Here is a 24,662-nt window from a genome sequence, read left to right on the forward strand (position 1 = left end):
ACGCCTAGGAACAAAACCCGGGGCACTTCACTCTGGGTACTTTAGTGCCCAGAGGCTTATCTACATGGCACGTTCGCTACGGGTTCGTCGTTCTAACAGCCAGTCAGACAAGAAGGAACCGTGGCGTAGTTTCGGGATAGCCACATCGACGGTGCTGACCCGTGTATCCAGTAGTCGGTGGCGGTAGCCGTTGCGGTGGTTGACGCGGTTGTCGCTGGTGGTGCCGTAGTCAGCGCTGCCGACAGTATCGTCTTGGGAAGATAGAATTTGGTTGATGAAATCACCGAGCATCTGACGCGTCAGATCGGGTGATGCTTGAGTGAGTAGCTCTTCGAGGTATGCTTTTGGTTGCCAGTTGTGTCGGCACCGGGGGCTTAACTGTGAGAAGCGGGTCGAATAGCGGAGTTCTCCGCTAGGAGGTGTAAAAATTCCTCTGGGTCTTTAACCGTCAAGCGAATGGGTCTTCCGATATTGCGGTGTAGGAGGATATTTGCAGAACCGGCATGGAATGAAATAGTGCCATCCAGGAAGTGAACCCCAAACGTTTGGGATTCGAGTATGGGGCCCGAGGGAAGGATCTCCGCCCCCTTCAGAGATTCCAAACGAACGTTGCTAACTGGAATGCCAAGAACTGAAATCCGAAGGATTTCATCATTCAGCAACACCCCGACATTAAAGAAAATTGCCAGAGACACTAAAAGACCGCATGTGATAAAGGCGGTTTGATCTCTTCTGGTCAAGAAGTAGACACACAATAAGAGTACTGCGAAGATAAGTACGATCCGACTAAAATTATATCCAAATACTCTTGATCGATAACTTGAACCAGTCATGAATATCACTCAACTTCCTTCCAACTATCTTCATGGGTAGTAAGGCGAAAGTAGCTGCAGCTATGCCTTAAGGTCCTAATGTGTGTATAGCGTACACCCATCTGTACGCGCTGACCTGCGGCGTTGTGGGTTGTGCCGAGCGTGCTGCCGGAGTCCCTTTCAGTGTCCCTGGGGTAGGAGCGGCCGCATGAAGGTGCGCTCGTACCGCAGGACGCACTCGGACTCGTCTCGAATCCGGTCAGCGGCGATGAAGTCCGAGTGGGTGCCGAACAAGGTGCGGTACTGCTCGTAGGCAGCCAGGCTGGGGAAGCTGAACAGGGATTCCGCACGGTCACTCACACCTTCCGCGGGTAGGTAGTACCCGTGGTGGGTGCCGCCGTGTTCGTCGACATGCCGCATCCAAGCGCGGGCGAACTGTTCAAAGGCTGCGATCTGGTCGGGGTCGATGGTGTAGTGGACGACACAGGTGATCACATCCACAACGCTAGGCCCACAGGCGCTCATTGGGGAGCCTTTGTCTGTGCGCCTCGTGGTGCAGCACACCAATCTGCCTGGTTTACCTGCAGAAATGCGTCAGTTCGCCAAGTTGGCGCCGAGTTCAACGGTGAGAACTCCGACGGCGATGAGGAGGATGCCGAGGGCCATGGTTCGGGTGAGGGGTTCGTGGAAGATGACCCGGGCGAGGATCGCGGTGAGAGCTACGCCGGATGCTGCCCAGATGCCGTAGGCGACGCCAAGGGCCATGCCGTCGGCCAAGGCGAGACTTAAGGCGACGAACGCCACGAGATACCCCGCGATGACGCCGATGAACCATTTCTTCACCCGGCCACCGTCGGAGGCTCGTAGCGACATGGTCGCGACGACTTCGGACAAGATGGCGCCTGCGAGGAAGATCCATCTCATGAGTTGACTCCTGCTTCCTGGGCTGCGGTTTGCTGAGCTTTCTGGGAGCCGAGTTCGACGGTGAGGACACCGCTGATGATCGCAACCATTCCAAGACCCATCACAGCGGTCAGAGGTTCACCGAAAATCGCGGCGGATAGCACGGCGGCGAGCACGACCCCGCTGGCTCCCCAGATGCCATAGGCGACGCCGATCTGCATTCCTTCGCGCAGGCAGAAGGTGAGGAAGACGAAAGTGCCGATGTATCCGGCAGCAACCACGATGTACCAGGATGGGTGATTGAGCGCCGCCTTGAGAGACAGCGTCGCCGCCACTTCGGTAGTGATGGCGCCAGCGAGCAGGAACCACTGCTTCATGGGGTTGTTCCTTCGATCAGGGAGCGAATGCTGGAGACGACGGCTTCGAGATCCGCGCCGTGGAGGGTGGACACACCTGTGGCCTGGGCGCCCCAGAGTCCGTCGGCGGCGAGTCGGGCGGTGGTCAGCCTGGCTCGGGTGGCGGCGTCGAGATCGTCCGGGAGTTCGAGCCAGCGGCCCATCCGCGTAGTCCACGGTTCGGTGAGTTCGGGCCGATACGTCGCTTGGCCCCAGATGATGAACTCGGCGCGCTTGGCGGCCCCGTGGGCGGCGACGTGAACGTAGCTCAGGAGCCGCTCGGTGGCGTTGGCGTTCTCGAGGGGCTTGCCAAGGGTGGCAGTCATGTCGTTCTCGACGTTGGCCGCAGCGTGGTCGACGATCGCGGCGAGCAGTACGTCGCGGTTGCGGAAGTGATATAGCAATCCCGGTTTGGTGAGCCCGGCCTCGTGGGCCACTGCGTCAAGGGTAATGTCGCCACCCTCCGCTGCGTTCATGACGCGGAGGGCAGCTTCCAGGATCTCGGAGCGCTGACTGGTTCGCATATAGCTAACTTTACCATTTGGTAGGTGAAGCCTTCAACTGCGGGCGCTGGTAGGGGCACCTGGGGTACACCCCAAGCGAACAATTTGTGAATGAAAAAACTTCCTGTTCGCTAGGGTTAGTTCCAAGACTAACGGAACAGAACCGTCACTGCCTCTGGAGATCACTGAACAGTTGGGGGCGATCTCAGGACAAAAGGTGGGCTATGCCCGGGTGAGTTCGAAAGATCAGAACCTTGATCGTCAGATTGAACAACTCAAGGCAGAGAAGGTCTTCACCTATTACACGGATAAGGCCAGTGGTGGATCGCGTGAGCGCCCTGGACTTGATGAAGCAATGCGATATGTCCGTGCAGGAGATCAGCTTGTCGTCACGTCGATGGATCGGTGCGCGCGTTCACTGACGGATCTGTACGCCATTGTTGACGAGCTAGTCAGCAAAGGAGTGTCGGTGAAGTTCCTCAAGGAGGGACAGACCTACTCAAAAGACTCCACCCCGATCGCCAAGCTGATGCTAGGGCTGTTGGGTTTTGTTCAGTTGGGTAAGGCCGTGAAAGAGCTGGATCAACACCGTGAAATAGTTGAAAAAAATAACCCCGCAGGTTTCCCTGCGGGGTGTCGTTGTTAGAACGGTGCTTCGTCGTTGTCGGCGTCAGCGCCAGCCAGGGCGGCGTTCGCCGCCTCGCCTCCGCGACGGGCTGCGCGCGCAGCGGACTCTTTCTTGGAGTCGATCAGCTGCACGGTGTCGATACGGGCGACCAGCGGGTAGTGCTTCACACCGTCCTTGTCGGTGTAGACGTCGGTCTTCAGCGAGTAGCTCACTGCGACACGGTCGCCGGACCCGATGCAGCCGAACACGCCGGGGTTCTTCGCGTCCTGGACGTAGCCGGTCAGCTCCACGATCTCGCTTTCCACCTTGCCGGTGGCCTTGTTCTTGAAGGTGTTGCGCGCATAGACGCTGAGCTTCACCGTCGCACCGCCGTTTGCGTGCTCGAACAGCTTCGGTGCGCGAGCTGCGTTGCCGACGATGGTGCCGTTGTTGAAGGGGTTGGACATGATGGTTCTCCTTATGTGGGTGGGTGTGAATTGCCGTGCAATGTGGGTGTTGAAGCAGCTGCTTTGCTGCTGCGGGGGGTTGCGCTGTCGTTACAGCACTGCCCAGGGCAGCGGCGTGCCTGCCGCCTCTAGGTCGCGCAGTTCTTGTGCTGCACCCGGATCGGCGTCCTCGCCGTCGATGCCGTCGGCGAGCTGGTAGAGCAGTTCCAGGTCGGTGTGGGTGATGTCGCGCATCACGTGCCTCCTTGTTCGGATTGGTGGTCAATCCGTCTGTTGGAGACAGCTCTGCTGTCTAGGGGTCGCTCCCCTGCCTCGTTGAAGTGTCTGCTGTCGCAAGCCACGGCCGACGAGAAAAAAAGAAACCCCGTTGCATCGCTGCAACGGGGTGTGTGGTGCTACTCGGTGAACAAGATCGTGCGGGTCTTCTCGGCGCCCTCGCGGACGAGTTCGACCATCCGCTCGCCTTGGCCGATGTCGGTCAGCTTCGCCACCAACGACGGGAAGTTCTCGTCTGGCCCGATCTCGGTGGCTCGGTGCGCGGCCACGCCAGCTAGTCCCGGCTGGCCTGTGGCGTGCGCAAGCACGGCAACCGTGGTGGTGAGCTGCGCGCGCATCCCTGGCCAGCTGGTCGGGACAGCACGCATAACCTGCTCCGCGAACCGTAGGCCCGCCTGCGGGTCATCGAGCAGCGCCGCGAGCAGCGCGTCTCGCAAGCGCGGCGTGGTGAAGCATTTCAGCGCCGATCGAACAGCGCGCGTGCTCGGCTGGGTTATTCCTGCCGCCGCCTGCTCGTATTCACGCTGCAGCACGTCGGAGAACATGGGCGGGATATACGCCAGCGCGTCTTCGATGATGTCGGCGTGCTCGGCAGCGTCGATGCCGTGATCGGTGCTGTTCAGGCGTGCCTCGATGTCGTCTTTGCTCGGCTCCGGCAGCTCGCCGGTGTGCTCTAGCATCTGCCGCAGCGCCGCCGATGCGGCGACCTCGCCGACAACGCCGTGGCGCGGCTCGTCGATGAGCGGATGCTGGTACACAGACCACCACGCAGCCCCGGTGACGATCTCGGGCACTTGCACCACCCCGAGCAGCGGCGGTAGGTGCACTGCCCCACTAGTGAGATACGTGGCCGTCTCGTCAAAGACCGGCTGCGCAATGTCATCGCTGATCATGTACGCGATAACAGCGTCGAGTTCGAGGTGGTGGACCCACGCTGCGAACCGCTCGCGACTCTCGGTGAGCTTCTCCACGGCCTCGTCCAGATCGAACCGCGCGACCGGGCCGAGGCGGACGGTGTCGACGCCCTCGTCGTCGACGAAGAACGCGAGGATCAGCGAGTTGTTCGGGTAGAAGCCGAGGATGCCGGGGAGGTTCGCGAGGATCTCGCCGTGAGATGCAAGCGTGTGGGAATGAGTGGACATGGCAGTGCTCCTTTGCACGAATACGGGGTGAACGTGGTCAATCCCGTATTCAGTCCGGCTCTGCCGGTCGCAGGCGTATCCCCGCAGTGCAGTGCCTTTGTGCGCTCGGCGTCGCTAGCGCAGCCTGATGCTCGCTCGCTGGGTGCGAGCGCTAGCGACGCAGCATTGTTAGATCCCCGCGGCGCCGCTGGTTAAGCGTTACCTTTGGCGCGGTTGTGAGACTTGCACAGCAGTTCGCAGTTGCTTTCCTCGAACTGCCGACTCCCGTGGCGTTCCTTCGTTGCTGCCGCCCTAGCAATCACTAAGCAATGCACCGAAAACCTGCGCCGCGTCGTTGGAGCGTCGCAGTTCCGTTTGGTGCAGGATTTTGACCCTAGTGCACCAGCTAGTGCACCAAATGGCGATCCGATCACAAAATGAAGAAGGCCCCTACCAGCGTTTCCACTGGTAGGGGCCTTATCTTAGTAGCGGGGGCTGGATTCGAACCAACGACCTCTGGGTTATGAGCCCAGCGAGCTACCGAGCTGCTCCACCCCGCGTCGGGCGCAATATGTGATTTTCGCCTGTCGCCGTAACCGGCAACGTGGACTTACTATACATACACCGACAGAGAGCACCAAACCGCCTGTTCACAACGGTTTGGTGCGATCCAATTATCGGGGCTTCCCTACTACTGCAGCTACCGCTACTACTGCCGTTACTGCTGGGCAGCGAGCTGGCCGAGGATGCCGTAGATGTGCTTCGAGGCGCCCAGGGTCAGGCCGCCGTCGACAGCAATCTCTGCGCCGTTGATGTAGGACGCGTCGTCGGACGCGAGGAACAGCACCGTCTTCGCAACCTCCTCGGCGCGGCCCGGACGGTTCGCTGCTGCGAGCGGAAGCGGTGCACCCTCTACAAGGGAATCTGCCGTCATCGGGGTTGCAATCGCGCCCGGGTGGACGGAGTTGATGCGGATGTTCTCGTCGGCAACGTCGGCGGCGACCGTCTTGGTCATGCCGCGCACTGCCCACTTGGATGCCACGTAGCCGGTCGCACTGACTTGGCCTTCCAGGCCCGCGGTGGACGACATGTTGATGATCGCGCCGCCGCCCTGCTTACGGATCTCCGGGATGGCGTACTTCATGCCCAAGAACACGCCGTCCACGTTGACGGCCATGATCTTCTGGAACTGCTCCAGGGTGGTGTCCTCCACTCCCGTCATCTGAAGGATGCCGGCGTTGTTCACCAAGATGTCCAGGCGGCCGAACGCCTCGTTCGTCGCCGCGATGGCGTCCTTCCAGTCCTGTTCGTCGGCAACGTTGAGCTTCACAAAAATTGCGTTGTCGCCGAGCTCGTTTGCCAGTTCCCCGCCGATCTCTTCGTTGAGGTCAGCGATGACAACCTTTGCGCCTTCTTCGACGAAGAGTTTGCAGTCTGCTGCGCCCATTCCCGATGCACCACCGGTCACAAGCGCTACTTTTCCGTCAAAACGTCCCATGGTCTATCCAGCCTTTCTCTCAAAGAGTTGGTTGTGAACACCATGCTAGATACAAAAATGGTGCATCGCGCGCCCACTTCGCGCGATGCACCCGGTCCTGGGGGGACGAGATAACTATAACCCGTTACTGCGCCTTCTGGTACTCAGCCACTGCACGGTCGAGTTGGTCGATGGCGCGACCGTACTCCTCGAAGGAGCCGTTGCGGGCACTCTCCAGGTTACGAAGAGCATCATTGATCCTGTTCAGGGCCTCGTCACGGTTTACCTTCGGCGCGTTATCACCCTCCGGTGTGGCTTCCTTGTTTTCCTCAGCGGGGGTAGTTTCAGCCTCACCCTGTGGTGCGTTTTCGTCCACCACTTCGACTTCCTGGGCTGCGTCAGAGTGGATACCCACCTGCTTCAGCGCCTGGGACACGGTCGGGGCGTAGCCCACCTGGCCGCGGTAGAACACCAGCACGCGCAACAGCTTCGGGAAGGCCGAGGCCTGGTCCTTGCGCTGCGAGTAGATCGGCTCGACGTAGAGGATCTCGCCGCCGCCCACCGGCAGGGTGAGCAGGTTGCCGTTCTTCAGATCGTTCGTCCCCTCCCACAGGGTGCGGTCACGCGCCACCTGGTCGGAGGACATCAGGGCGTCCTGAGCCTGCTTCGGACCCTGGGTTTGGGTGTTCGTCGGCAGGACGCGCACGGTGATGTTGCCATAGGTCTCCGGATCAGAAGACACCGCCATGTGTGCGGACAGGAACTCGCGGTTCAGGCCACGGAACGGGGTGATCAGCTGGAAGGACGGCTTATTGGTCTCCGGGTCAGCGGCCACCACGTAGTACGGCGGCTGGTTCAGCTGGTCGCGGCCTTCCGGTGCGGTCGGGTCGTTCGGCACAGACCAGAAGGCGTCGTTGTTGAAGAACACGCCCGGGTCATCCACGTGGTAGCGCGCCAGCAGGTCACGCTGGACCTTGAACAGATCCTCCGGGTAACGCAGGTGGTCACGCAAGGAGTCGGAGATCTCCGAGTTCGGGCGCACGGTGCCCGGGAAGGACTTCATCCACGCGTTGAGTACCGGGTCGGACTCGTCGAACGCGTAGAGGTCCACGGTGCCGTCGTAGGCATCAACGGTGGCCTTGACGGAGTTGCGGATGTAGCCGACGTTGTCGGTGATCAGACGCTGGGTGGTGCCGTCCGGATTCAGCGCGTCCTGCGTGGTGTCCTGCAGGGAAGTACGCGTGGAGTACGGCAGCTGGGACAGGGTGGTGTAGCCGTCCACGATCCACTTCACGCGGCCGTCGATAACAGCCGGGTAGGTCTTGGAGTCGGTGGTCAGCCACGGTGCGACCTTTTCCACACGCTTGCGCGGGTCACGGTCGTAGAGCACCTTCGAGTTGCCACCAACGCGGTCGGACAGCAGGAAGCTCAGTTCCTGGTACTTCACGGCGTAGGCCACGCGGTTGATCGGGTTGCCGATGTCCACGCCGCCCTTGCCGGTGTAGGTGTAGGTGGAGTTGTCGGTGTCGTACTCCACCGGGCCCTGGCCGTTATCGCCCACAATGGCGTAGTCCAGACCATCCTGCGCAGAGGCGATCACCGGGCCGAAGTAGATGCGCGGCTCTTCTACCTTGATGCCCAGCTCTTCAGCCTCGCCGGCCTCCTTGGCGGCGGCGTTGGCCTGCAGGTCGGACACGGTAAAGATTGGCAGGCCACCGCGGGTGGAGCCGGCGTCCTGCGCGGCCTCGTCGACAGTATTGGCCTGCGCTGCGACAAAGCCGTTGCCGTGGGTGTACACGGTGTGGCGGTTAATCCAGTCGCGCTGGTTTTCACTCAGCGCGTTCGGGTCCATCTCACGCGCGGCGACAACGTAGTCGCGCATCTGGCCGTCGACCTCGTAGCGGTCCATGGCCAGCTGGTCTGGGAAGCCGTAGAAGTTACGCAGCTGCTGGTTCTGGGTAAACGTCGGGGAAATGATGTCCGGGTCCAGCAGGCGCAGGTTGGAGATCGTCGCCGCATCCTTAGCCACATCGGTGTTTGAGGTGTTGCCGCCCCAGTTCTCCATGTAGGTGACCTTGTCATCGGTCAGCCCGTATGCCTCGCGTGTGGCTTCGATGTTGCGGCCGATGTACTCGTATTCCTTGGCCTGACGGTTCGGCTTGACCGAGAACTGCTCCAAAAGCGCCGGCCACACGTTGCCCACCACGATGGAGGACACCAGCATGAGCACCGTTGCCAGCACTGGGACGCGGAAGTCCTTGAACACGATGGAGGCGAAAAACGCCGCTGCGACAACCACAGCGATGACGGTGAGGATGATCTTCGCGGGCAGCATCGCGTTGACCGCGGTGTAGGACGCACCGGTGAAGATGTCATTCTGGCTGGATAGCAGGTAGTAGCGGTCCAGCCAGTAGGTCACGGCCTTGGTCAGCATCCACAGGCCTGCGGTGACGGCGAGCTGGATGCGTGCCGGCTTGGACACCATGCCTTTGACTCCGGTGACGTTGTTGCCAATGCGGATGCCACCGAGCATGTAGTGGCCCACCGCACCGATCAAAAATGCCACGGCGAGCAGCATGGACAGCGTGCCCACAATCGCAGAGATTGCCGGCAGGCTAAACGCGTAGAAGCCAAGATCCTTGCCAAACTGCGGGTCGGTGGTGCCAAAGTCCCCACCGTTGAACCACATCATGAACACACGCCACATGCGCTGGCCAGCAAGACCAGACATGATGCCCACGATCACCGGCACCCAGGTCAGCAGCCCCTTCACACCGTCTTGCACGGCGGCGCGGTACTGCGCTTGCTGCGAGGTCTCGCCGAAAATATCGCCGCTGTCTTGTTGCCTGCCACGCCACGCAATCCGTGCCGCTGCCCATGCGACGGCTGCACCAAGCAGCGCGAAGATGACAAACAGCACGACACGGAAGAGGATCACTCGGTTGAAAACACCGCGGAAGTCAACCTCCCCAAACCAGAGAAAATCGGTATAGATACCGATCAGCACTGGCAGGAGGAAGAAAAGTGCGGCGAGTACACCGAGTGTGACCATGAGGCCTTTATTCGGTTTCTGCGACCGTGGTTGTGGCCGGGTGAGGCGGGTAGCCAAGCCTGCTCCTTAGGAATAGTGTTGTCCAACGTCTATGTGCATTACAGCCTAGAAAGTTTAACGGCCAACAATCCGGAAAGGTTCCCGTGCGCGAACAACAAGCCCTGAATAAGGCCATGATGGAGGCCGTCGATTTCGTCCACGCCGAAGGTTGGGACGCCCCGCCAACCCTCTTCGGTCTGGTACCAACGCAATTGCTTGTCGACGAGCTGGGCACCCTCGACGACTCCTCCCCCCTCACCCTGGTTGTGCAGGAATTGCCGGAGAATATCCTGCCCGGTTCCGAGGAGCTCGGCGAGTATGTCACCCGCCTGGCCTGGCCGCGTGAGGTTGAAGGCGTGATCCTGGCGCAGGAGATCCTCTTCCGCGACGCCTCTGCCCCGGCGGATGCCGAGGCGCGCCCGGCGCGGTTGTTCTCCGGCGTGCTGCGTACCGAAGACATCGAGCAGACCCTGCTGCAGATGCGCCTGACGGATGAGGAGTTGGAGGAGCGCGGCCCCTTCGCCCAGGACGACATTGAGCTGCGTGGCGGCCCGGATGTCGCCCCGGGTGTGATCGCTGCGCTGCGCTACGGCCTTGAGCAGGACCCGGACGACCTGGTTTAAGCTAGACAGCCGAAACCCAACCCAAGGAGCTTCTGACCGTGTCTGTGTCCCGCCGCGCAATCGCCTCCGCTGTCCTTGTCGGCTCGTTGTCTCTTGCCGCCTGTGGTGGTGGCGATAACGACGAGGCCAACGCGACCAGCAGCCCCATCTCGACGTCGTACATCAGCGAGGACCCAACCACCTCCTCGGATTCGGAGACGACCACGCCTGAAACGACCACCTCCGTGACAACTACCATCGCTGCGTCTGAATCTGGCACGGCGTCGGAGTCGGAGTCGGCTTCCGAGACGGTGTCGTCGACAAGCACAAGCTCCTCGAAGCGGGAGAAAGCGGACTCGTCTGCAGAGGCAACCTTGGAAAAGGTACGCGAGCGCTTCGCCTCCCTTGCGCCTGAGGAGTTCTTCGACCAGTTCGAAGGCTGCGGCGCCGGTGGGATCAGCGGATCTTATGACTGCCAGGGCGACGAGATTGGCCAGTTCCAATTCTTCGACTCCGAATCGAAGGCGGCCTCCTCGACCCAACTTCTTACTGAGCTGCGCTCCTCGCGCGTGGTGGAAGACTCCGGCGACCGCGTAGTCGGCTGGTCCACGCTGGGCACCTCCGCGATCATCACCGTGGTGGATAACCGCGAGGGCCTGGTCATGCAGCAACTGATCTCCTCCGACCAGGAGGACCCGCGCCAGCGGATCTACGAACTCGGCCTGGCGAAGAAGCCCTAACCCTTAGCCGTCGCAAGTTGGCACGTCGCGGCCTGCGGCGAACGCCTCCATCGCATCCACTGCCTCCTGGAGGGTGGACACGGCAGCGACGGTCATATCACCAGCGTCGGCCCGCTTCACCGCATCACAATTGCCCTTCGGCGCGAGGAACAACTCGGCGCCCTCATCGCGCGAGCCACGGATTTTGTGGGTGATGCCGCCGATGGGGCCGACCTCGCCGTCGTCGTTAATCGTGCCGGTACCGGCAACGAACTTGCCCCCGTTGAGCTCGCCTGGCGTCAACTTGTCAATCACCGCCAGCGAGAACATCATGCCCGCACTCGGACCACCGATGTCGTTGAGGTTGTAGTGCACCTTCAGGCCATCGGCGGGCTCAGAATCCATGAGAATGCCAAGCATCGGCTTGCCCTTTTCGTGCGGATTCTCCTTCAGCTCGATGGTCTTCGTCTCTTCCTTGCCGTCGCGGCTGATGGTCACATCCACCGTCTCGCCGGGCTTTTTGGCAAAGACCACGTCCTGGACCGCGCTCGGCTTGGCGACCGGAGTGGAGTCGATGGCAAGGATCTTGTCACCCTGCTGCAACGTCCCGTCCGCGGCAGCGCCTTCGACCACGTCATGGATGTTCACCGTTGTGGGTTTGCCCAGATAGTGCATCGCCGCAACCGTCGCCGACGCTTCCGACGCGACAAACATCTGCTGGTTAAACTCGCGCGTTTCTTCCTCGCTGCGATCCGCCGGCATCACCTGCTCGATCGGCACCAGCGTGTCCTTCGTCACCGCCCAGCGGGCCAACGCCTGGCCCAACGTCATATTCGTGCGCACCGACACCGTGGTCATATTCAGCTGCCCGCCGGTGTCGAGGGTCTCCGCACCCTCGATGTCCACCACGGGCGTGCCCTGGATCTCGCTGAGCGTGTCAAACGTCGGGCCCGCCCCTTCCGCCGCGTACGGCACCGTGAGCTTGATGTCCGTGCCGGGAATGTGGTCCATCGTCATCCCCACCGCAAGCAACGCGATAGGCACTGCACCCCACACCAGCGTGGAAAAACGCTTGTTCGCTGTCTTGGTCGCGGGCGTGTGTTCTGCCGCGTCCGCTGGTGTATGCGCGTTCGTCATGGTGGCACATGTTAGCGCAGCAACCAGCAGCTCCAACCCGCGCCGTTGTGCAGCTGTATTGTGGCGCCTATGAGTAACGGATTCGGATTCTCCTTTCCCAACGACGGCAACGACGACAACGAGGGCAGGGACAACGAAGGCAACAACAACGACAACGGGCGTGGCGAGCCGACCAACCCGTTTGCAGCCTTCGGTTTCGGCGGAAACTTTGGGTCCGGCGGGTTCGGTGGATTCGGTGGCCCCGGCGGCGCTGGTGGCGCTGGTGGCGCTGGTGGCGCTGGTGCTGGCGGGCTTGGCGACATCCTGAATCAGTTCGGCCAAATGCTCTCCGGCATGGGCTCCTCCATGAACGCCCAGGAGGACGGCGACGCCGTCAACTTCGATCTGGCCGCCCGCATGGCTCGCCAGCGCATCGCCGGGGTGAACCCGGTCAGCGAGGCAGACTCCCGCGCCGCCGAGGAGTCCTTCCGCCTAGCGGAGCTCTGGCTCGACGGTGCCACCGCACTGCCCGCCAGCCAGGCACAGGCCAAGGCCTGGAACGCCCAAGATTGGCTGGAGCAGACCATGCCGATGTGGAAGCGCCTGGTCAACCCGGTCGCCGCCAACATGGCGCGCGCCCAGCTAGACACCATGCCCGAAGAGGCCCGCGAGATGATGGGCCCGATGGTCAGCATGGTTAACCAGATGAACTCCATGCAGTTCGGCATGAAGTTGGGCCACGCACTGGGCGATCTTGCCCAGCAGGCGCTGACCGGCACTGACTTCGGCTTGCCTGTCGCACCCGCCGGCATTGGTGCGGTCCTGCCGCGCAACATCGCGGAGATTTCCAAGGGTCTGGACCTGCCGGGCCAGGAAGTGATGGTCTACATCGCCGCACGCGAGGCCGCACGCCAGCGCCTGTTCCGCAACGTGCCGTGGCTTGTCGAGCGCCTCGTGTCCTCCGTGGAGGAATACGCCGCCGGCCTGCAGATTGACACCTCCCACATCGAAGAGGCCGTCCGCGACCTGAACCTGGATGGTGGCGATCCTGCACAGATCCAGGAGGCCATGCAGCGCCTGCAAGACGAGGACCTCTCCCCGCGCGTAGGCACCCGCAACGCCGCCTCTACGTCCCGCTTGGAGACCCTGATCGCGCTTGTTGAAGGCTGGGTTGACGTCGTCGTCGACGAAGCCCTCAGCGAACGCATCCCCACCACCCCGCAACTCGCCGAGGCGTGGGCACGCCGCCGCGCCACCGGTGGTTCTGCTGAGCAGGCCTTTGCCAACATCGTCGGCATCGAACTCGCAGCCCCTCGCACCCGTGAGGCCGCCGAACTGTGGCGTCGCGCAGGCACCGCTGTGGGCGTGGATCGTCGCGACGCCGTCTGGGAGCACCCCGACCTCCTGCCGTCCAGCGAGCAGCTGGACAACCCGGCGTCCTTCATCGACACGCTTCTCGACGACGCCCCCGACACCGACCTCGACGACGAATTTGCCAAGTTGGAAGAGGAACTGCGCAACAACCCGGAGTTGAAGCGCGAAGACGGCGACGGCAAAGACGACGGCAGCCAGGACGGCACGGAGCTGTAGGCGCTGCCTGGCCGCGCGGCGGGGCTGCGCTCTGCCCTAGCCGTAGCGCTGGTAGGCCTCCAAAAACCCGCGGGCGCGCTCCGCCTTGGGCACCCGATCCGCCCAGGCGTAGAACTCTGCCGAATGGTTCGGGATGAAGGTGTGCGTTAACTCGTGCACCAGCACCGCGTCCAGCACGTACGCCGGCACGTCGCGAAGCCGATCACTGATGCGGATATCACCTGTCGATACGGTGCAGGAGCCCCAGCGCGTGTTTTGGTTAGACACCCACCGCACCGAACCAATCGTTGCCCGCCCCTGCAGAATTTCCTTGTTCAGGGTTTCGGCGCGGGTGCGTAGGGAGTCGTCGTCAAGCAAACGCGTCGACGTTTTCTTCTCCAACTTGGCCAGCATCTGCTCCACCATCTCGCGCTCCTGCGCTTTGGTGAAGTGCGCCGGAATGCGGATCTCCGCCACCCCGCCAACCACCCTGGCCTGCACCGTCTTCGCACGACGGGCGGAGCGGATCACGCGATATTGCATCCCAGACATAGCGCAACATTGTAGGATGCGACGCGGGGGTGGAACACACGTGGCAATCCAAGAACACACACGCATTCAACTTGCGCGCGGCGTCCGCGTTTTCGTACGCGCGCCAGAAACAATCCAGTTCGGGGCGGACGCGACACGCACCGGGCTCATCACCGTGCCCAGCGCCGACGAGGTGGTCACAGTCCTTGATTCGCTGACACATCCGCGGATGCTCAAAACCATTGTCGCAGCCCTTGCGGTGCATCTCGGTGAGGCGCGTGCGCGCAGTCTTATCGACGACCTCATCACCTACCGGCTCCTCATCCCCACCACCACCCCACAAGTGCTGGTGGTGGGGCGCGACGCGCTGGCCTCCCAGATCACGCTGCTGCTGTCGCGCCGTGGTGTGGTGACGCGCAGCCCGATGAAGGACGAGTCGGTGAGCAAGTTCCTCCTGGACCACGAGCCGCACCTGCCGGTGCTTGCCGTGAACTGTGCTGCCGAGGTGGATCAGATCGCCGCCGCGACCCGTGGCCGGCGTGGCCCTGTGGTGCCGGTGACGCAGTTCGACGCGCGCGTGGTCGTCGGCCCTGTGTGCGCTCCGTCTGGGCCGTGCCCGGTGTGCGCCCGGCTGTACCTTTTGGACCGGGACCCGAACATCGCCCAGGTGGAGGAGCACCTCCCGCCGGCGATCGCGGCCGAGCCGGTGTCCTTGGCGGCCGGTGCGGTGGCGGCAGCGACGGTGGCGGGCAGGCTTGCCGGTGCGCCCGACCCGCCCGGGGTGTCGGCGCCGACACCTGTGGCTGGTGACGTGGTGGTCGCAGACCCGTTCGCGCCTGTGCCTGTGGTGTCGCAGCGGGTGCCGTCGCACCCGGACTGCCCGATGTGCTTCTAGCGCTGGCTGGGCTGGCGCGGCTGGGGTGGCGCGGCTGGGCTAGCGAGGCTGGGACCCGCCTTAGTGGCGGTGCTCCTCAAGCGTTGCAAGCACGCCCGCGCCGTACTCCTCCACCTTCACCGGCCCGATGCCGGAGATGCCAAGCAGTTCCGTCTCGTTTGCGGGCATGGCTTCGGCGATTGCCATGAGTGTCACGTCCGAGAACACCATGTAAGCCGGGCGTCCCGCTGCGCGTGAGACGTCGAGGCGCCAGCGTTTCAGGGCGGCGAGCACGTTCTCGTCGTAACTCGGCTCGCACTCCTCGTGGCGTCCAAGCGCCTTGTCTGGTGGGCTGAACAGCGGGTTGCCGCATACGCGGCAGCGGCGGTTGCGCTTGAGGCGTTCCGGGGAGCGCTCCACATCAAGTTCCGGTGCGATGCCGTCCAAGAAGCGCGACCGCGACCGGTTCTTTCGCCCACCTTCCTGGCGTGACAGCGACCACGACAAGTGCAGGTGCTCACGCGCACGCGTCACCCCGACGTAGAACAGGCGGCGTTCCTCTTCGATCTGGTCGTCGCCAGCCTTAATCGCGTGCGAGATCGGCAAGGTGTTCTCCACCAGGCCAACGAGAAATACTGCGTCCCACTCCAGGCCCTTCGCGGCGTGCAGGCTGGCCAGGGTCACCCCGTCCACAGCGGGTGGCTGCTTGGCCTCTGCGCGCTGGCGCAACGAGCGCAACACCTGCGGGAGATCCTCGGCTTCTCGGGTGCGGACGATCTCCTCGATGAGATCCACAAGCGCGCTGAGTGACTGCCAGCGCTCACGAGCCTGGGCGCCCTCGGGTTCGGTCTGGGTCAGGCCGATGGGTGCGAGCGCGGCGCGGGCGACCGCCACCGGGTCGTCCGGCAGGTCGGTGCGGCGGGCGGCACGGACCAGGGCTGCGATGGCTTCGCGGATCTCGGCGCGGTGGAAGAACCCTTCCCCGCCGCGGACTTGGTAGGCAATGCCGGCATCGGCCAGCGCCCCTTCAAACGCGGCCGACTGGGAGTTAATGCGGTATAGGATGGCGATTTCGCGGGCGGGGACGCCGTCGTCAAGCAAACGCCTGATCGCGCGGGCCACGGCGCGGGCCTCAGACGGCTCGTCGTCGTAGCCGTTGAACTGTGGCGCCGGACCGCGCCCGCGCATGCCCTCCAGTTCCAGGCGAGTGCCGGCGACACGACCCTTGGCCTTGCCGATGACGGTGTTGGCCAACTCGGTGACTTCTACCGTGGAGCGGTAGTCACGCTGCAATTTCACCACTGTGGCGTGCTCGTAGGTGCGCGAGAAGTTCAGCAGGTAATCCGGGGTGGCGCCGGTAAACGAGTAAATGGTCTGGTTGGCATCGCCCACCACAGTCAGATCGTCGCGATCACCCAGCCAGCCTTCCAGCACGCGCTGCTGCAGCGGGGTGACGTCTTGGTACTCGTCCACCACAAAGGTCTGGTACTGGGCGCGGAACTCCTCCGCCACCGCGGGTGCGTTCTCAAGCGCGCCGGCGACGTGCAGCAGCAGGTCGTCGAAATCGAGCAGCATGCCATCCGGACTCGTCTTCGCCTCCTCGTAGAGGCGGTAGACCTGGGCCACACGCTGCGGATCCGTCGGCGGGGTGCGCGGGGTATCGGCGATGCGTGCGGCGTAATCCTCCGGGCCGATCACGCTGGCTTTGGCCCACTCGATCTCGCTAAGCAGGTCGCGCACCATTTCCTTGCCCGTATCCAGCCCACCGGCGCGCGCGGCGCGGGCGACCAACGGGAACTTGTTATCCAAAAGCCGCCACGGCAGGTCACCGGCGATCTGCGGCCAGAAGTACTGCAACTGCCGCATGGCCGCGGAGTGGAACGTGCGCGCCTGCACTCCCCCGATACCCATGGTGCGCAGACGGTCGCGCATCTCCCCTGCCGCGCGCTGGGTAAACGTCACGGCGAGCACCTTGTTCGGGGCGACCGTGCCGCGATCGATCAGGTTGGCAATGCGATACGTAATCGTCCTCGTCTTACCCGTGCCAGCACCCGCCAGGATGCACACAGGCCCGCGGGGTGCTTCGGCGGCGACACGTTGGTCGCTATCAAGCACGTTCAGATCAATCCTCATCGCGCACTGCCTTCTCCGCCTGGCGGCGGATATCCGGGGTGTTCATGCGCACGTACAGGAGGCGATCGCCCGGCTCGACCGTTTCTGCTTCGGGGGAATCGATGCGGTAGAGCTCACCGGAGCGCACCACGCCAAGCACGATGTCTGCCAAGTGGCGCGGGTTCGCACCAACCTCGTCGTCCGCGATCTGACGCTCTGCCACCGCGAAGCCTTCGTCCGGACTGAGCAGATCCTCCATCATCTCCACCACGGGCGGGGTCACCGTTGCGATGCCAAGCAGACGTCCGGCCGTTTCGGAGGAGACCACCACCGAGTCCGCGCCCGACTGCATAAGCAGGTGTTGGTTCTCACCCTCTCGCACACTGACCACGATCATGGCGCTCGGCGCCAACTCACGCACCGACAGCGTGATCAGCACGGCCGTATCGTCCGAAGACGGCGCCACAATCACCGAACGCGCACGGCTCACCGCCGCAATGCGCAGCACATCCGACTTGGTGCCATTGCCGTGCACCGTGACCAAACCGTGCTTCTCCGCGACGGCGAGCGCAGCCGGGTCTGGGTCGATGACAACAATCGACGACGGCGACGCACCGCCTGCCACCAATGCGTCGACCGCCGAGCGGCCCTTCGTGCCGTAGCCGATAACGATGGTGTGGTTGCGCACGGTATTCCTCCACTGTTGGATCTGCAGCGTCTTACGGGAATCCTCCGTCAGCACCGACAAAGTCGTACCGACGAGGAGCATCAGGAAGGCCACACGGGCCGGAGTGACGAAGAAAATGTTGATGACTCGGGCCGACTGCGTCACCGGAGTGATATCACCGTAGCCCGTGGTAGACAGGGTCACCGCCGAGTAATACAACGCGTCAATGAACGTCAACGGCTCGGAGTATCCATTGCGATCAATGAACGCGACGATCGCGACGGCAACGATAAGCAGCAGGGCGTAGCCGAACCGGCGCGCGATCAACGACCACGGCGTCGCCCGCTCGAGGGCCGGGATACTGACCACATCGAGCAGGTGGTGCACCGGGATCGCCGTTTGATCCGCGGCGTTCGCGCTCAGCGTAAAAACCCTGCGCAGTTTCATTCCGTTTCGTCCTTACCCTTGCCTTCAGCAGATCTGCTGAGTAGCTCTTCGAGTTCTGCCGCATCGGGCAGACTACGCGGAGCATACGTCTCACCGGTGCGCACGTAGAAAAATACAGCGCGCACCGGACGACCGTCACCACAGATACGCTCCCAAGCCGCCTTGTAAACCGCAAGCTGCAACTGCGCCGCTTCCATCGCATCCCGCTTCGGCTTCTCGCCGGTCTTCCAGTCCACGACGGTCCAGCCGTCCACATCCTCGAAGACGGCATCCATACGTCCGCGGACCACGCCCTCGCCCACGGCGAGCTCGAAGGGATGCTCCACAAACGTCGGGGTGCGCGACGCCCACTCACTGGCCTCAAAGTTTCGCTTGAGCCGCTCCAGCACCGCACGATCCACCTCAGCCTCATCCCCGCCGGGAAGTTCGTCTTCGGTCAGCAACGGGCGTGCACCGTAGAACTCCTCCAACCACTCGTGGAAGGCGGTACCGCGCTTGGCGTAAGTGTTCGGCTTAAACGGCACTGGGCGGCGTGCCCGGCGCGCGAACTGCACCGGGTCGGCCTTCAGCGCCACCACATCGGACGCGGTCAGTTCGCCCGGCATGACCACCGGGACGTCGCCGGCCTGGGCCTGCTCGTGTTCTTCGATGAGTGCAGAGACGTCGCGCTCCCAGAGGGTAAACAGTTCGCCGTCTACGAACTTTGGCAGGTTCTCGCGCGCGGCGTTGACCGCCTGCGCGGCTGCTTCGTCCGTGGCCAGCGGGGCGTAGTTTGGCCAGCGGCCGGTGCGCTCGCCGTCGTCGACAAGAGCGTCGGCGCTGGCGTCGGTATCGCTGTCTGCTTCAGCATCCGTGCCGTCGTTCCAGACCACCACGCACTCGGGTGCGACAACGTCGCGCATGGTGGCGAAGTGCTCGTACGGCGCTGCTTCCTTGACCACGTCAGGCCTACGGCGCGAACCTGTGACGATGAGTTTCCCGCCAGAGCGCGTCACCGCAACATAGAACAGACGCGCTGCTTCCTCCGCCAGGTCCGCGGTGACGTGCTTCTTCCACGCCTCGCCCGCCCTCTGGTAGTCGGTGCGCGTGTCCACTTCGCCGAACTCCGGGAAGATCTCCGGATCGCCGTAGGTTTCCGTGGGCAGGAATTGCACGAAGGTGAGGAAGGTTTCCGTCTTCGGCTTATACGTCTCCGAATCGGCGTGCACTACCGCAACGGTATCCCACTCCAGGCCCTTCGCCTTGTGGGCGGTCATGATCTGCACCCGGTCTTCCTTTACCGTCACCGCACCCGGGGTCAGGCTGTCTTCGTGCTCGCGGGCGAGCTCGAAGTAGTCCAGCAGCCCATCGAGGCCTGCGCCGGGGTATTTGGCTACCTCCTCTAACAGCCGATCCAGATGCACCGCGCCCGTCGCGCTGCGGCGGGAGAGCACCTCGGTGCGGATGCCGAAGACGTGGATGATGTCCGCAAACAGGTCGCTCAGTCGCTTGCCCAGGCTGTGGGTGCGCAGCCAACGCAGCTTGGCGGCCGTATCGCGCATGCGCTGCAGGCCTTCCTCGCTGTAGCGTTCCGGCTCGCCGAGATCCGCCAGCGCATCCGTGAGCCCTTCTGGGCGGTCGGTGCGCGCCTTGATGTCGTCGGCTTGGGCAATGGCTTCTTCGAGTTGGCTGACCAAGTGGGCGTAGGGGTCGCTGATACGCTGCGTGTTTTCGCGGTGGTCTTCTTTGCCGCGCAGGTTGTTCGCGCGCGATGCCAGCGCACGCAAGTCCGCAAGGCCCAACCCAACAGCTGGCCCGCCGAGGACGCGCAGTGCTGCTGCGGTGTCGTCGGGACGCACAAGCATTGTGGCCACGGCAACCGTATCGGCGACCTCCGGCACGTCCAGCAACCCGCCCAGGCCCACGATTTCGTAGGGCACACCGCGGGCCTCGAGTGCTGCGGCGATGAGTTGCGAGTGCTTGTTCTTGCGCACAAGCGTGGCCGCCGAAAACGGCTCCTCGGCCTCCTGGGCCTGGGCGTATGTCTTCGCCAGCTCATCGGCGACGAACTCGATCTCTTCGGCCTGCGTGCCAAAGAACCCGAGCGTGACATCGCCAGCATCCGCCCCCGGGCGCGGCGCCAACGGTGCCACGGCACGCTTTGTCTCGTCGGTGCCCAGGATCGCATCGGACACCCCGTTGGCCAGATCCAGCACCTCAGGCGGGTTGCGCCACGAGGTGGTCAACTGCAACTTCGGCGCTGGTGAGCCGCCTTCAAGCGGGAAGTCCTCTACGAACGCCTGCAAGTTCGCCGCGGTCGCGCCACGCCAGCCGTAAATCGCCTGCATCGGGTCGCCCACCGCCGTGACCGTCAGGCCCGGATCTTGCGCTCCGCCGAAAAGGCTGCGCAGCAACACGCGCTGGGCGTGCGAGGTGTCTTGGTACTCGTCCAGCATGACCACGCGGAAGCGATTGCGTTGCGACGCCCCCACCACCGCATGATCACGTGCCAACGCAGACGCGAGAGACATCTGTTCGTTGAACGTGATCACACCACGTTTACGCAGCTCCTCGTTCACTGCCTGTGCGAGCGGCAGGTAGTTCACGCGCTCCTTCTGGATATCGCGCCACCCCTGCAGAATCTTCGAAAACTCGATCTTGCTCGCCGAGGGGTACGACTCCGTCTCTGCAAGGAAGTCGTGGGCATGCTCTGTGACCCACTCCGGGGTGGCAAGTTCGTTGCCCATCGCGGTGATGAGTTTGAGCACGTTTTGCACCACGCTGCCAAGTGCACGGTTCTTCCCGTCCGGCAGCAACGAACCGGCGTAGTTGCGCACCACCTCGGTGGTGATGGCGTGCAACTCCGCATCCGTAATCAACCGCGCGTCCGGTTCCGCCGGCACGAGCAGGCCGTATTCACGGATCAAGGTGCCTGCATACGAGTCATAGGTGGACACCTGCGGTGCGATGACCTCTAGACGCTTGGCTAATTCCCCAGACGGGTCGAGGCGCGCAACCAGGTCGCGGTTCTGCGCTAGCGTGGCCAGGCGGTCGCGGATGCGCTTTTTCATCTCCTGGGCGGCCTTGCGGGTAAACGTCAGACCCAGAATCTCTTCGGGGCGTGCAAAGCCATTAGCGACGAGCCACACCACACGCGCGGCCATCGTCTCCGTCTTGCCGGCGCCGGCACCTGCGACAACCAGTAGCGGGCCTGGCTGGGCGCCGATAACCTCCGCCTGCTGGTCCGTCGGCGGGAACTTCTGCCCGAGGTAGCGCGACAGCAGCTTCGGGGACATGGTTTCTTGGTTAAACATTGTGAATCATCTCCCCTTCCGGCTGCACCGGGCACAAGGCGCGCACACTGCAGCGATCGCAATGCTTCCCCGTTGTGGCAAGCAGCGTAGGTCCTGTCATTTCGGCGGGCAATGTATCGATAGCCTCGGCGAACTCTGCTAGCTCCTCTGGTGTCTTGGCAGCCTGCTCAAGCACCGTGATGGCCTTGGTGTCCTTCTTCGGAAACACCAGCATCGCACCACCCACGGTGATGTCCGACTCCCCGCGTGCGGTGACGACCCGCTCGCCGTCGAACGTGCCGTGAGCCAGCGCGAGTTGGTAGGTAAGCAACTGGGCGTGCTCACCGATCTCTTTCTTCGTGGGCGCCGTCGCACCGGTCTTTAGATCCACCACGTAGAGCGCACCATCGCCGTCGCGCTCGAGGCGGTCCACACGACCCCGGACGCGCACGTTGTCGCTGACTTGCACGTCAACGGATGTTTCCACCGCGACCTGTTCAAACGCGCCACGGCTCGTTTCTAGCCAGGTGCGGGTGCGCTCCAGCAAGCGCTCAAACTCCTCGATGTCGCGCTGCGCCTTCCACGCAGGTGCGTCACTGACCTCCTTGCGTGCGGCGATCACGGCGTTAAACGCGTCGTCCGGATCCACACCACGGCCGAGCGCTTCCAGGTAGGCGTGGCCCATCACGCCGTAGACCATGTCCATCGACTCGTCCAGGCCCACCATGCGCTGCAATACCTCACTCATCGGGCACTTCAGCAGGCCTTCTACTCGCGACGGCGACAGCGTCGGGCTGGCGCTAAGCGGCTCATCCGTAGACACCGTCGTGGTGGTCCACCACTGCCGAGGGTCCGCACCAAGCACACCCGCGTCCGCCAGGCGCGCCAACTGTCGGGCAGCCTGGGAGCGCGTCGCCTCATCCACCGAAGGATCCGTGAGCACACGGCGAAACTCCGCCACCAGATCGTCGTGGGCGAGCACGCGCACGAGCGTCTCGGTGTCGTCGCCAAGATCCGCCTGCGATGCCGAACTCAGCCGCAAGCGTGCCGGGGTGAGGCCGTGGTCTTCACAGAATTCCTCGACGAATCGGGAGGGTTCGCCTTCTTTCTCCGCGTCTTCGTCGTCAACCGCAATCACCAGCAGGTATTCGGTGGCGCGGGTGGTGGCGACGGTAAACAGGCGGCGTTCCTCAATCAGACGCTCCACGGTGTGGGAGACCGGCACGTCCGGATCCACGTCATGATCCACCAGGTCGATCAAGTCTTCTTGGCGGAACAGCGAGCCGGTCTCCCCCAGGTTTGGCCATGTATCGTCCTGCACGCCCGCCACGATGACACGGCGAAACTCTCGCCCGACAGCACCGTGAGCGGTGAGCAGCGACACTGCATCGGGGGTTGCGGTGCGCCGGTCGCGCACACCGGTGGGCAGTTCCTGTTCCAGGATGAAGTCCACGAACGACTCCACCCCGGCAGCGGGACGGCGCTCCGTGTAGTCGCCCGCAGCATCGAACAGCGCCATGACGGAATCTAGGTCGCGGTCCGCTTGCGAGCCCGTCGCACCACCGCGCAGCGCCGAGGCCAACAAGCGATTCGACAGGCCCGTGGCCTGCCACAGCGCCCAAAGGATCTCTTCTACGCTGCCGTCTTCCGCGTAGACCTGGCGTCCCGCGTCAAGCACGCCACGCACATGCTGGAGGATGTCGAGCTCACGGTCGGTCAACCACGTATCAAAGTCAGGCAACCCGGCGGGATCCGTCAGCAACTCGCGCAGCGACTCTTCGGCACGACGCTCAGGTGCCCAGCGGCGAAGCCCACGAATGAGGCGACGCAGCGTTACCGGATCCGCACCACCCACAGGCCCAAGCAGCAGGTCGCGCCACTCGCTCGGCGTGAGCTCCTCGTACAGTGCCCGGATGCCCAGCAACAGCGATGCCACCAGGCGCTGCTCCGAAAGCACCAGGTCCGTCGGGTTGAGCGACACCGGAACCCCAGAGCGCAACAGCGCGCGGCGCACCGGATCAATGCCCGTGGTCGAGCGGACAATCACCGCCATATCCCGGTAGTCCACGTCGTGTTCGAAGTGGGCACGGCGCAGCGCATCCGCCACCGCCGCCAGTTGCGTTGCAGAATCGGGCGCAATTGCCACGCTGCGACGCGGATCGCGCTTGGACTCCCCCAGGTCAATCGTGGTGTGCTCCAGCCCGCCAAGGGTGCGGAAGAACTCAGGCGACGCACCACGGAAGTGGAACACCGACTGCTCCTCGTCCCCGCCGACCACACCCAAGTCCGCCTGATCCAGCAGGCGCTTGACCAGCGCGCCGGCAGCGGGTGCGAGGTGCTGGGCATCGTCCACAATCACCGTGTGCCACCTGCGCGGCAGTGGCAGTCGCACCGCCTGATCCACCAGCTCCGAGGCGGACAGCCTGCGCGCTCCCGAAAGCGCCATCACCTGCTGGTACTCGCGCAAGAATTCGCCAGACGCGCTCCAGATGCCCACACCATGTCGGCTGCCCAGCTCCTCCAGTTCGACAGGGCCAAGACCACGTTCCACTGCACGCAGCAGGAAGTCACGCAGTTGACGGGCAAAGCCGACCAGTGGAAGCGCCGGGCGCAGATCCTCCGGCCACGAGCCACGACCATCCTCATCTTGGCCTTGGAGCAACTGGCGGATCACTGCGTCCTGCTCCGCACCGGAGATCAGGCGGATTTCTTCGTCCACATGCGAGCGCAAAATGGCAAAGGCCAGCGAGTGCACGGAGCGCACCATGGGCTCATCGGTAACAAACCCCGACTGCGCCAGCGTGTCCGACAACTGCGAGCGCAGCCGTCCGGCGGTTTCCTTCGAGTCCGTCAGCACCAAAATGCCACCCGGGTCCCCCGCGCCTGCGTGACGACGCACCGCGGCCGCCGCCGTATCCACAAGAAAACTACTCACGCCTGAGCCGGGCCGGCCGGTGACCTTCCACAACCCGGCCTCAGGCAGCGGGTTGTCCCAGGTCCGCGGGGTGATGTTGCGCTCGCGCGGCACGAGGTACGCCTTCGGCTCTAACGCTGCCGGAGGCACTGGTGAAGGGTGTGGAAACAACATAAAGGAGATTGTG

Annotated in this window: 20 protein-coding genes, 1 tRNA gene and 1 pseudogene; 5 read left to right on the forward strand and 17 right to left on the reverse strand. The window is 63.3% G+C overall.

The features are described 5' to 3' along the window. Positions 1-63: 63 nt before the first annotated feature. From HMPREF3171_RS11615 to HMPREF3171_RS04000, 5 genes and pseudogenes are all read right to left on the reverse strand, one after another. A pseudogene (locus HMPREF3171_RS11615) lies at positions 64-348 on the reverse strand (transposase); the annotation flags it as partial. 644 nt (positions 349-992) lie between these two features. Continuing rightward, positions 993-1,307, reverse strand: coding sequence for an NIPSNAP family protein (locus tag HMPREF3171_RS03985; protein WP_174232238.1), 315 nt, complete (start codon positions 1,305-1,307; stop codon positions 993-995). Positions 1,308-1,406: 99 nt separating this feature from the next. Continuing rightward, positions 1,407-1,736, reverse strand: a complete 330-nt coding sequence (locus HMPREF3171_RS03990; protein ID WP_003849969.1) for a DMT family transporter — start codon at positions 1,734-1,736, stop codon at positions 1,407-1,409. Further along, positions 1,733-2,092, reverse strand: a complete 360-nt coding sequence (locus tag HMPREF3171_RS03995; protein WP_048733039.1) for a DMT family transporter — start codon at positions 2,090-2,092, stop codon at positions 1,733-1,735. The genes HMPREF3171_RS03990 and HMPREF3171_RS03995 overlap by 4 nt, the downstream gene beginning before the upstream one ends. Next, positions 2,089-2,634 (reverse strand): TetR/AcrR family transcriptional regulator, encoded by a 546-nt coding sequence (locus HMPREF3171_RS04000; protein ID WP_034666346.1) that lies wholly within the window; start codon positions 2,632-2,634, stop codon positions 2,089-2,091. Before HMPREF3171_RS04000 ends, HMPREF3171_RS03995 begins: the two co-directional genes overlap by 4 nt. Before the next feature lie 196 nt (positions 2,635-2,830). On the opposite strand from HMPREF3171_RS04000, the gene HMPREF3171_RS04005 reads away from it, so the two are divergent. Beyond that, positions 2,831-3,259: a recombinase family protein gene (locus HMPREF3171_RS04005; protein WP_256008564.1), complete on the forward strand. Its 429-nt coding sequence runs from the start codon at positions 2,831-2,833 to the stop codon at positions 3,257-3,259. Here the strand turns inward: HMPREF3171_RS04005 and HMPREF3171_RS04010 are convergent. The 6 genes from HMPREF3171_RS04010 to HMPREF3171_RS04030 all read right to left on the reverse strand — a co-directional run bounded on the left by HMPREF3171_RS04010 (position 3,256) and on the right by HMPREF3171_RS04030 (position 9,613). Further along, positions 3,256-3,687 (reverse strand): single-stranded DNA-binding protein, encoded by a 432-nt coding sequence (locus HMPREF3171_RS04010; protein WP_034997554.1) that lies wholly within the window; start codon positions 3,685-3,687, stop codon positions 3,256-3,258. The genes HMPREF3171_RS04005 and HMPREF3171_RS04010 overlap by 4 nt on opposite strands. 90 nt (positions 3,688-3,777) lie before the next feature. Further along, complete coding sequence (locus HMPREF3171_RS12055; RefSeq protein ID WP_016456431.1) at positions 3,778-3,921, reverse strand: hypothetical protein; 144 nt, start codon at positions 3,919-3,921, stop codon at positions 3,778-3,780. Between the two features lie 161 nt (positions 3,922-4,082). After that, on the reverse strand, positions 4,083-5,105 hold the full coding sequence (locus HMPREF3171_RS04015; RefSeq protein WP_034997552.1) for a DUF4192 domain-containing protein: 1,023 nt from the start codon (positions 5,103-5,105) through the stop codon (positions 4,083-4,085). 465 nt (positions 5,106-5,570) lie between these two features. Then, positions 5,571-5,644 (reverse strand) — tRNA-Met (locus tag HMPREF3171_RS04020). A gap of 158 nt (positions 5,645-5,802) precedes the next feature. Continuing rightward, positions 5,803-6,582, reverse strand: coding sequence for a glucose 1-dehydrogenase (locus HMPREF3171_RS04025; protein ID WP_070422409.1), 780 nt, complete (start codon positions 6,580-6,582; stop codon positions 5,803-5,805). A gap of 124 nt (positions 6,583-6,706) precedes the next feature. Then, the gene (locus HMPREF3171_RS04030; protein WP_244268764.1) at positions 6,707-9,613 is read right to left on the reverse strand and encodes a UPF0182 family protein; all 2,907 of its coding nucleotides are present in this window, start codon (positions 9,611-9,613) and stop codon (positions 6,707-6,709) included. Positions 9,614-9,786: 173 nt separating this feature from the next. Between HMPREF3171_RS04030 and HMPREF3171_RS04035 the strand changes: the two genes are divergently transcribed. Both HMPREF3171_RS04035 and HMPREF3171_RS04040 read left to right on the forward strand, forming a co-directional pair. Next, positions 9,787-10,275, forward strand: a complete 489-nt coding sequence (locus tag HMPREF3171_RS04035) for a PPA1309 family protein (protein WP_070451114.1) — start codon at positions 9,787-9,789, stop codon at positions 10,273-10,275. 38 nt (positions 10,276-10,313) lie between these two features. Then, positions 10,314-10,994, forward strand: a complete 681-nt coding sequence (locus tag HMPREF3171_RS04040) for a hypothetical protein (protein ID WP_141743337.1) — start codon at positions 10,314-10,316, stop codon at positions 10,992-10,994. 3 nt (positions 10,995-10,997) lie between these two features. Here the strand turns inward: HMPREF3171_RS04040 and HMPREF3171_RS04045 are convergent, their stop codons facing one another. Continuing rightward, the gene (locus HMPREF3171_RS04045; RefSeq protein WP_070483118.1) at positions 10,998-12,110 is read right to left on the reverse strand and encodes a YlbL family protein; all 1,113 of its coding nucleotides are present in this window, start codon (positions 12,108-12,110) and stop codon (positions 10,998-11,000) included. A gap of 69 nt (positions 12,111-12,179) precedes the next feature. Between HMPREF3171_RS04045 and HMPREF3171_RS04050 the strand changes: the two genes are divergently transcribed. Next, complete coding sequence (locus HMPREF3171_RS04050; protein WP_070483120.1) at positions 12,180-13,679, forward strand: zinc-dependent metalloprotease; 1,500 nt, start codon at positions 12,180-12,182, stop codon at positions 13,677-13,679. Between the two features lie 36 nt (positions 13,680-13,715). On the opposite strand, the gene HMPREF3171_RS04055 is transcribed toward HMPREF3171_RS04050, so the two are convergent. Further along, complete coding sequence (locus HMPREF3171_RS04055; protein WP_070451115.1) at positions 13,716-14,210, reverse strand: M48 metallopeptidase family protein; 495 nt, start codon at positions 14,208-14,210, stop codon at positions 13,716-13,718. Positions 14,211-14,250: 40 nt separating this feature from the next. Here HMPREF3171_RS04055 and HMPREF3171_RS04060 point away from each other — a divergent pair, with 40 nt between their 5' ends. Beyond that, on the forward strand, positions 14,251-15,084 hold the full coding sequence (locus tag HMPREF3171_RS04060; protein WP_083291951.1) for a hypothetical protein: 834 nt from the start codon (positions 14,251-14,253) through the stop codon (positions 15,082-15,084). Between the two features lie 60 nt (positions 15,085-15,144). Here the strand turns inward: HMPREF3171_RS04060 and HMPREF3171_RS04065 are convergent, their stop codons facing one another. The 4 genes from HMPREF3171_RS04065 to HMPREF3171_RS04080 are packed head-to-tail and all read right to left on the reverse strand — an operon-like array spanning position 15,145 to position 24,649. Continuing rightward, positions 15,145-17,196 (reverse strand): ATP-dependent DNA helicase UvrD2, encoded by a 2,052-nt coding sequence (locus tag HMPREF3171_RS04065; protein ID WP_070483124.1) that lies wholly within the window; start codon positions 17,194-17,196, stop codon positions 15,145-15,147. After that, on the reverse strand, positions 17,186-18,289 hold the full coding sequence (locus tag HMPREF3171_RS04070) for a potassium channel family protein (protein WP_070483126.1): 1,104 nt from the start codon (positions 18,287-18,289) through the stop codon (positions 17,186-17,188). The genes HMPREF3171_RS04065 and HMPREF3171_RS04070 overlap by 11 nt, the downstream gene beginning before the upstream one ends. Next, entirely contained in the window at positions 18,286-21,582 is a 3,297-nt protein-coding gene (locus HMPREF3171_RS04075; protein ID WP_246815317.1) for an ATP-dependent helicase, read from the reverse strand. The genes HMPREF3171_RS04070 and HMPREF3171_RS04075 overlap by 4 nt, the downstream gene beginning before the upstream one ends. Continuing rightward, complete coding sequence (locus tag HMPREF3171_RS04080; protein ID WP_070483128.1) at positions 21,575-24,649, reverse strand: ATP-dependent DNA helicase; 3,075 nt, start codon at positions 24,647-24,649, stop codon at positions 21,575-21,577. The genes HMPREF3171_RS04075 and HMPREF3171_RS04080 overlap by 8 nt, the downstream gene beginning before the upstream one ends. Positions 24,650-24,662: the final 13 nt, after the last annotated feature.

This window comes from Corynebacterium sp. HMSC08F01, assembly GCF_001807545.1.
GTDB lineage: Bacteria > Actinomycetota > Actinomycetes > Mycobacteriales > Mycobacteriaceae > Corynebacterium > Corynebacterium coyleae.

Coding starts and splice junctions, on each gene's coding strand:
- HMPREF3171_RS04045 (WP_070483118.1), bottom strand. CDS start 12,110: ATGACGAACGCGCATACACCAGCGGACGCGGCAGAACACACGCCCGCG.
- HMPREF3171_RS04070 (WP_070483126.1), bottom strand. CDS start 18,289: ATGAAACTGCGCAGGGTTTTTACGCTGAGCGCGAACGCCGCGGATCAA.
- HMPREF3171_RS04030 (WP_244268764.1), bottom strand. CDS start 9,613: ATGGTCACACTCGGTGTACTCGCCGCACTTTTCTTCCTCCTGCCAGTG.
- HMPREF3171_RS04075 (WP_246815317.1), bottom strand. CDS start 21,582: ATGTTTAACCAAGAAACCATGTCCCCGAAGCTGCTGTCGCGCTACCTC.
- HMPREF3171_RS04080 (WP_070483128.1), bottom strand. CDS start 24,649: ATGTTGTTTCCACACCCTTCACCAGTGCCTCCGGCAGCGTTAGAGCCG.
- HMPREF3171_RS12055 (WP_016456431.1), bottom strand. CDS start 3,921: ATGCGCGACATCACCCACACCGACCTGGAACTGCTCTACCAGCTCGCC.
- HMPREF3171_RS04000 (WP_034666346.1), bottom strand. CDS start 2,634: ATGCGAACCAGTCAGCGCTCCGAGATCCTGGAAGCTGCCCTCCGCGTC.
- HMPREF3171_RS04035 (WP_070451114.1), top strand. CDS start 9,787: ATGATGGAGGCCGTCGATTTCGTCCACGCCGAAGGTTGGGACGCCCCG.
- HMPREF3171_RS03990 (WP_003849969.1), bottom strand. CDS start 1,736: ATGAGATGGATCTTCCTCGCAGGCGCCATCTTGTCCGAAGTCGTCGCG.
- HMPREF3171_RS04015 (WP_034997552.1), bottom strand. CDS start 5,105: ATGTCCACTCATTCCCACACGCTTGCATCTCACGGCGAGATCCTCGCG.
- HMPREF3171_RS04010 (WP_034997554.1), bottom strand. CDS start 3,687: ATGTCCAACCCCTTCAACAACGGCACCATCGTCGGCAACGCAGCTCGC.
- HMPREF3171_RS04025 (WP_070422409.1), bottom strand. CDS start 6,582: ATGGGACGTTTTGACGGAAAAGTAGCGCTTGTGACCGGTGGTGCATCG.
- HMPREF3171_RS04050 (WP_070483120.1), top strand. CDS start 12,180: ATGAGTAACGGATTCGGATTCTCCTTTCCCAACGACGGCAACGACGAC.
- HMPREF3171_RS04065 (WP_070483124.1), bottom strand. CDS start 17,196: ATGAGGATTGATCTGAACGTGCTTGATAGCGACCAACGTGTCGCCGCC.
- HMPREF3171_RS03995 (WP_048733039.1), bottom strand. CDS start 2,092: ATGAAGCAGTGGTTCCTGCTCGCTGGCGCCATCACTACCGAAGTGGCG.
- HMPREF3171_RS04055 (WP_070451115.1), bottom strand. CDS start 14,210: ATGTCTGGGATGCAATATCGCGTGATCCGCTCCGCCCGTCGTGCGAAG.